The sequence below is a fragment of the Streptomyces prasinopilosus genome (assembly GCF_001419695.1).
In the GTDB taxonomy this organism is placed as follows: domain Bacteria; phylum Actinomycetota; class Actinomycetes; order Streptomycetales; family Streptomycetaceae; genus Streptomyces; species Streptomyces prasinopilosus.
In genome coordinates this window covers 1-5576 of record NZ_LIRG01000624.1, presented here as the reverse complement: position 1 = coordinate 5576, position 5576 = coordinate 1, and the positions used below count along the sequence as shown (strand labels likewise).

At 69.9% G+C, this 5576-nt stretch carries 6 protein-coding genes and 1 pseudogene; all 7 read left to right on the top strand.

Features of this window, described 5'->3' with window-relative positions:
• Positions 1-1074 (top strand): serine hydroxymethyltransferase (locus AOK18_RS23540; protein WP_055695639.1); only part of this gene is annotated, 1074 nt, incomplete at its 5' end.
• Between the two features lie 232 nt (positions 1075-1306).
• Complete coding sequence (locus AOK18_RS23535) at positions 1307-2677, top strand: MraY family glycosyltransferase (RefSeq protein ID WP_055695638.1); 1371 nt, start codon at positions 1307-1309, stop codon at positions 2675-2677.
• A gap of 358 nt (positions 2678-3035) precedes the next feature.
• Positions 3036-3485 (top strand): Cg1360 family ATP-synthase-associated protein, encoded by a 450-nt coding sequence (locus AOK18_RS23530; protein ID WP_055695637.1) that lies wholly within the window; start codon positions 3036-3038, stop codon positions 3483-3485.
• A gap of 225 nt (positions 3486-3710) precedes the next feature.
• Complete coding sequence (gene atpB / locus AOK18_RS23525; protein ID WP_055695636.1) at positions 3711-4532, top strand: F0F1 ATP synthase subunit A; 822 nt, start codon at positions 3711-3713, stop codon at positions 4530-4532.
• Positions 4533-4602: 70 nt separating this feature from the next.
• Positions 4603-4833, top strand: a complete 231-nt coding sequence (gene atpE, locus AOK18_RS23520; RefSeq protein ID WP_055695635.1) for an ATP synthase F0 subunit C — start codon at positions 4603-4605, stop codon at positions 4831-4833.
• Positions 4834-4877: 44 nt separating this feature from the next.
• Complete coding sequence (locus AOK18_RS23515) at positions 4878-5423, top strand: F0F1 ATP synthase subunit B (protein ID WP_055571088.1); 546 nt, start codon at positions 4878-4880, stop codon at positions 5421-5423.
• Positions 5420-5576, top strand: a pseudogene (locus tag AOK18_RS23510) (F0F1 ATP synthase subunit delta); the annotation flags it as partial. The gene AOK18_RS23515 and the pseudogene AOK18_RS23510, both read left to right, overlap by 4 nt.

Here is a 5576-nt window from a genome sequence, read left to right as displayed (position 1 = left end):
AAGTACGCCGAGGGCTACCCGGGCGCCCGGCACCACGGCGGCTGCGAGATCGTCGACGTCGCCGAACGCCTCGCCGTGGAACGGGCCAAGGCCCTCTTCGGCGCCGACCACGCCAACGTCCAGGCGCACTCCGGCTCGTCGGCCGTCCTGGCCGCCTACGCCGCCCTGCTGCGCCCCGGGGACACCGTCCTCGCCCTCGGCCTGGCCCACGGCGGCCACCTCACCCACGGCTCGCCCGCCAACTTCTCCGGGCGCTGGTTCCACTTCGTCGGCTACGGCGTGGACGCCGAGACCGGCCTGATCGACCACGCGCAGGTCCGCACCCTCGCCCGCACCCACCGCCCCAAGGCGATCGTCTGCGGCTCCATCGCCTACCCCCGCCACATCGACCACGCCTTCTTCCGCGAGGTCGCCGACGAGGTGGGCGCCCACCTCATCGCGGACGCCGCGCACCCCATCGGCCTCGTCGCCGGGGGAGCCGCCCCCAGCCCGGTCCCGTACGCGGACATCGTCTGCGCGACCACGCACAAGGTGCTGCGCGGGCCGCGCGGCGGCATGATCCTGTGCCGCGCGGGGCTGGCCGAGCGGGTCGACCGCGCGGTCTTCCCGTTCACCCAGGGCGGGGCCCAGATGCACACCGTCGCCGCCAAGGCGGTCGCCCTCGGAGAGGCGGCGACCGAGGCCTTCGCCGCGTACGCCCACCGGGTGGTCGCCAACGCGCGGGCCCTCGCCGCGGCCCTGGCCGACGAGGGACTGGTCGTCACCACCGGCGGCACGGACACCCACCTGATCACCGCCGACCCCGCCCCGCTCGGCGTCGACGGGCGCGACGCCCGCGGCCGGCTCGCGGCGGCCGGACTGGTCCTGGACTGCTGCGCCCTGCCGCACGCCGACGCCCGCGGGCTGCGCCTGGGCACCGCGGCGGTGACCACCCAGGGCATGGGGGAGGGGGAGATGACGCTGATCGCCGGACTGCTGGCGAGCGTCCTGCGGGGCGGCACCGATCCGGCACGGGCCCGCGCGGACGTACGCGAACTGACCGCGGCCTTCCCGCCCCACCCGTACCCGGGCTGAGACCGGCCGGAAGCGGTGGAGGCCCGCAGGGTGCGGCGGAGGCCGGCGGGAACGTCCCGGCCCGTTCACCGTTTCGTCCCGTACCGGCGCCGATGCGGGCCGGGTGCGCCGCGGGCCGGACCCGCGCGCGTCCGCACGTGCAACCATCTTCGCTACCCGGAAGTCCTCACCCGTATGCGTCCCTCGCTAGGGTGTGGATCTGTGATGGCCAGCGAGACCTGTGGGGAAGCCCGTGCGTGAATACCTGCTGACGCTCTGTGTCACGGCCGCGGTGACGTACCTGCTGACCGGGCCGGTACGGAAATTCGCGATCGTGGCGGGGGCGATGCCGCAGATCCGGGCGCGGGACGTGCACCGGGAACCCACTCCGCGCCTCGGCGGGATCGCGATGTTCTTCGGCCTGTGCGCCGGACTGCTGGTCGCCAGCCACCTGACGAACCTGAACGAGGTCTTCGAGAAGTCCAACGAACCGCGCGCCCTGCTGTCGGGAGCGGCCCTGATCTGGCTGCTCGGGGTCCTGGACGACAAGTTCGAGATCGACGCCCTGCTCAAACTGGGCGCCCAGATGATCGCCGCCGGCGTCATGATCCTCCAGGGCCTGACCATCCTGTGGCTGCCCATCCCCGGCATCGGCACGGTCGCCGTCACCCCGTGGCAGGGGAACCTGATCACCGTGGCGCTGGTGGTCATCACCATCAACGCGGTCAACTTCGTGGACGGACTGGACGGCCTCGCGGCCGGCATGGTGTGCATCGCGGCCACCGCGTTCTTCCTGTACAGCTACCGGATCTGGTACGGCTACGGCGCCGAGGCGGCGGCCCCCGCCACCCTGTTCTCCGCGGTGCTCATCGGCATGTGCGTCGGTTTCCTGCCGCACAACATGCACCCCGCCCGGATCTTCATGGGGGACTCCGGGTCGATGCTGATCGGCCTGGTCCTCGCGGCCAGCGCGGTGTCCGTCACGGGCCAGCTCGACGTCGAGGCGCTCAACGTCGACCTGGGCGGCGCACGGGAGACGACCCACGCGATGCTGCCCGTCTTCATCCCGCTGCTCATGCCGCTGACGATCATCGCGGTGCCCATGGCCGACCTGATCCTGGCCATCGTGCGGCGCACCTGGCGCGGCCAGTCGCCCTTCGCGGCGGACCGGGGCCACCTGCACCACCGCCTGCTGGAGATCGGCCACTCGCACAGCAGGGCGGTGCTGATCATGTACTTCTGGTCGGCGCTGATCGCCTTCGGCGCACTCGCCTACTCGGTCAACTCGGCGTCCATGTGGATCGTGCTGGGCGTCGTCGTCCTGAGCGCCGTCGGGCTGCTGCTGCTCCTGCTGCCCCGGTTCACCCCGCGCGCCCCGCGCTGGGCGGAGGCGTTCGTCCCGCCGCGCTACCGCCGCCGCAAGGCCGTGAAGGCGTCACAGGAGCCGGAGGCCGGCCGTCCCGCCCCCGAGGGCCTCCCGGCCGCCGGCGATCCGCAGGAGGCCGCCGCCGGCCTCGCCACGGCCACCGCTGGCGTCTCGGGCGTCTCCGGCGTCAACGGCGCGACGGCCCTCGGGCACCGCACCCGGACGGGCGACCGGGGCAAGGCCGGCAGCACCCGCTGAGGAGCGCGGACCGGCACGCCCGGATCACGGTCAAGGTAAGAATCCGACTAGAGCATTGCCAAGTCGTGGGGCCCCGATGGGGCCCCCTTGGGGGTGCGAAGCCCCCGAATACCAGACAACTCGACCTCTTGCACTCCCGGAGGGGCGGTCTCACTCTCATGTGTGACCTCATGCGGAGTCATTAGGTAAAGACTGCATCAAATAGTTTGTGATACCGTTCACGAGTCTCGCCGGAGAGCGCCGAGGAACCGCAGTGCGACGGTTCGCCGGCGGGGGGAAATCACACTCCATCCGGGGGACTACGCTCGTCCCCGACGACCGTCCTTTGCCCCCTGTGTCAAACATGCGGAGTTCCGCCATGCCGTCCAACGACGTCCGGATCCTGATCCAGTCCGCCGTACCCACCGCTGTCGTCGGTGCGGCCGCTGTCGCGGTCGGTGCCGCCGTCGAGGGCGGGCAGGGAGCGATCGGAGCGGTCATCGGGGCGCTGCTCGTGATCCTGCTCATGGGCACGGGCCTGTACGTCCTCCAGTGGATCGCGAAGTCGGTGCCCCATGTGTTCCAGGCGATGGGGCTGATGATGTACATGACGCAGATCTTGCTGATCTTCGTCTTCATCGCGCTCTTCAAGGACACGACGCTCTTCCACCCGCAGGTCTTCGCCCTCTCGCTGCTCGTCTCCACGCTGACCTGGGTCGCCGCACAGGCGCGGGCCACGATGAAGGCCAAGACCTTCTACGTGGACCCCGAGCCGGCGACGACCGGCGACGCGGCGGGGAAGAAGGAATCCGCGGAGCGGCCGTCGTGAGACGTAGGGCCGGGATAAGGGCGCATGGCGGACCCTGCTATCGTCCGGTGCCAACTGCGGCATCGCGGGCGCGGGCATCCACGCTGACGCCTGTCACATCGCGAGGCGAGATGCCCCATCGCCGCCCCCCCATCCGTAACACCAGTCCCGTGCCGAACCGCGGCCCCGTGCCGCGCCGACACCACGAGGTTGCCGAATCCATGCGCCACGCTGAAGGAGCCCGCGGTGAGTGCTGACCCGACACAGGTGCTCGCCTTCGAGACCGACTGCCACATCTTCGACGGCTGTGGCTTCCCGTCTCCCGGGCTGCACTCGTTCCTGTTCGAGCCCCTGTGGGGCGATGGCGACAGCAGCGTGTACTTCAACAAGACGATGCTGCTGGCGCTGCTCGGCTCGATCATCATCATCGGCTTCTTCTGGGCGGCGTTCCGCCGGCCCCAGGTCGTCCCCGGCAAGTTCCAGATGGTCGCCGAGGCCGGCTACGACTTCGTCCGCCGCGGCATCGTCTACGAGACGATGGGCAAGCGCGAGGGCGAGAAGTACGTCCCGTTCGCCGTCGCGCTGTTCTTCTTCGTCTGGATGATGAACCTCTGGTCGATCATCCCGCTCGCCCAGATGCCGGTGACCTCGATCTTCGCGTACCCCCTGGGACTCGCGCTGCTCGTCTACCTGGTGTGGGTCTCGCTGACCTTCAAGCGTCACGGCTTCGTCGGCGCCCTGAAGAACTTCACCGGCTACGACAAGTCGCTCGGTGCCGCGCTTCCCGTCGTCATGCTGATCGAGGCCTTCTCGAACCTGCTCGTGCGGCCCTTCACCCACGCCGTGCGACTCTTCGCGAACATGTTCGCGGGTCACATCCTGCTGGTGCTGTTCACCATCGCCAGCTGGTACCTGCTGAACGGCATCGGGATCGCCTACGCCGGCGTCTCGTTCGTGATGGTCCTGGTGATGACCGTCTTCGAGCTCTTCATCCAGGCCCTGCAGGCGTACGTCTTCGTCCTGCTGACCGCTACCTACATCCAGGGCGCGCTCGTCGAGCAGCACTGAGCGTCCCGCTCCTGCCCCAGTCGTCCGGTGGCCCACCCCCACCGGCCCGTGAAGAAAAGGAAGAACCGGAATGTCCCAGACCCTGGCCGCTGTCCACGGCTCGATTGCTTCCATCGGTTACGGCATCGCCGCCTTCGGCCCCGGCATCGGCGTCGGCATCATCTTCGGCAAGGGCACCGAGGCCCTCGCCCGTCAGCCCGAGGCCGCCGGTCTCATCCGCGCCAACCAGATCCTCGGCTTCGCCTTCTGTGAGGCGCTCGCCCTCATCGGCCTGGTCATGCCGTTCGTCTACGGCACCTGATCAGCTGATCCGCGATCGGTTCACCAGACGAAAGGCACTCTGATATGAGCCCACTGCTTCATATCGCGGCCGAGGAGGCTCAGAACCCCCTCGTCCCGCCGATTCCCGAGCTCGTCATCGGCCTGCTCGCCTTCGTCATCGTCTTCGGCATCCTCGCCAAGAAGCTCCTCCCGAACATCAACAAGGTTCTGGAAGAGCGCCGCGAGTCCATCGAAGGCGGTATCGAGAAGGCCGAGGCCGCCCAGACCGAGGCACAGAGCGTCCTTGAGCAGTACAAGGCTCAGCTCGCCGAGGCCCGGCACGAGGCCGCGCGCCTGCGCCAGGAGGCGCAGGAGCAGGGCGCCGTGCTCATCGCCGAGATGCGCGCGGAAGGCCAGCGGCAGCGCGAGGAGATCATCGCCGCCGGTCACGCCCAGATCGAGGCGGACCGCAAGGCCGCCGCGTCGGTGCTGCGCCAGGACGTGGGCAAGCTCGCCACCGACCTGGCCGGCAAGCTCGTCGGTGAGTCCCTCGAGGACCACGCCCGGCAGAGCCGCGTGATCGACCGGTTCCTCGACGACCTCGACCAGAAGGCCGAGGCCGCACGATGAACGGAGCGAGCCGCGAGGCCCTGGCAGCCGCACGTGAGCGTCTCGACGCGCTGACGGACTCCACGTCCGTCGACGCCGGCTCGCTCGCCGAAGAGCTGGCCGCCGTCACCGCGCTGCTCCACCGCGAGGTGTCGCTGCGCCGGGTCCTCACCG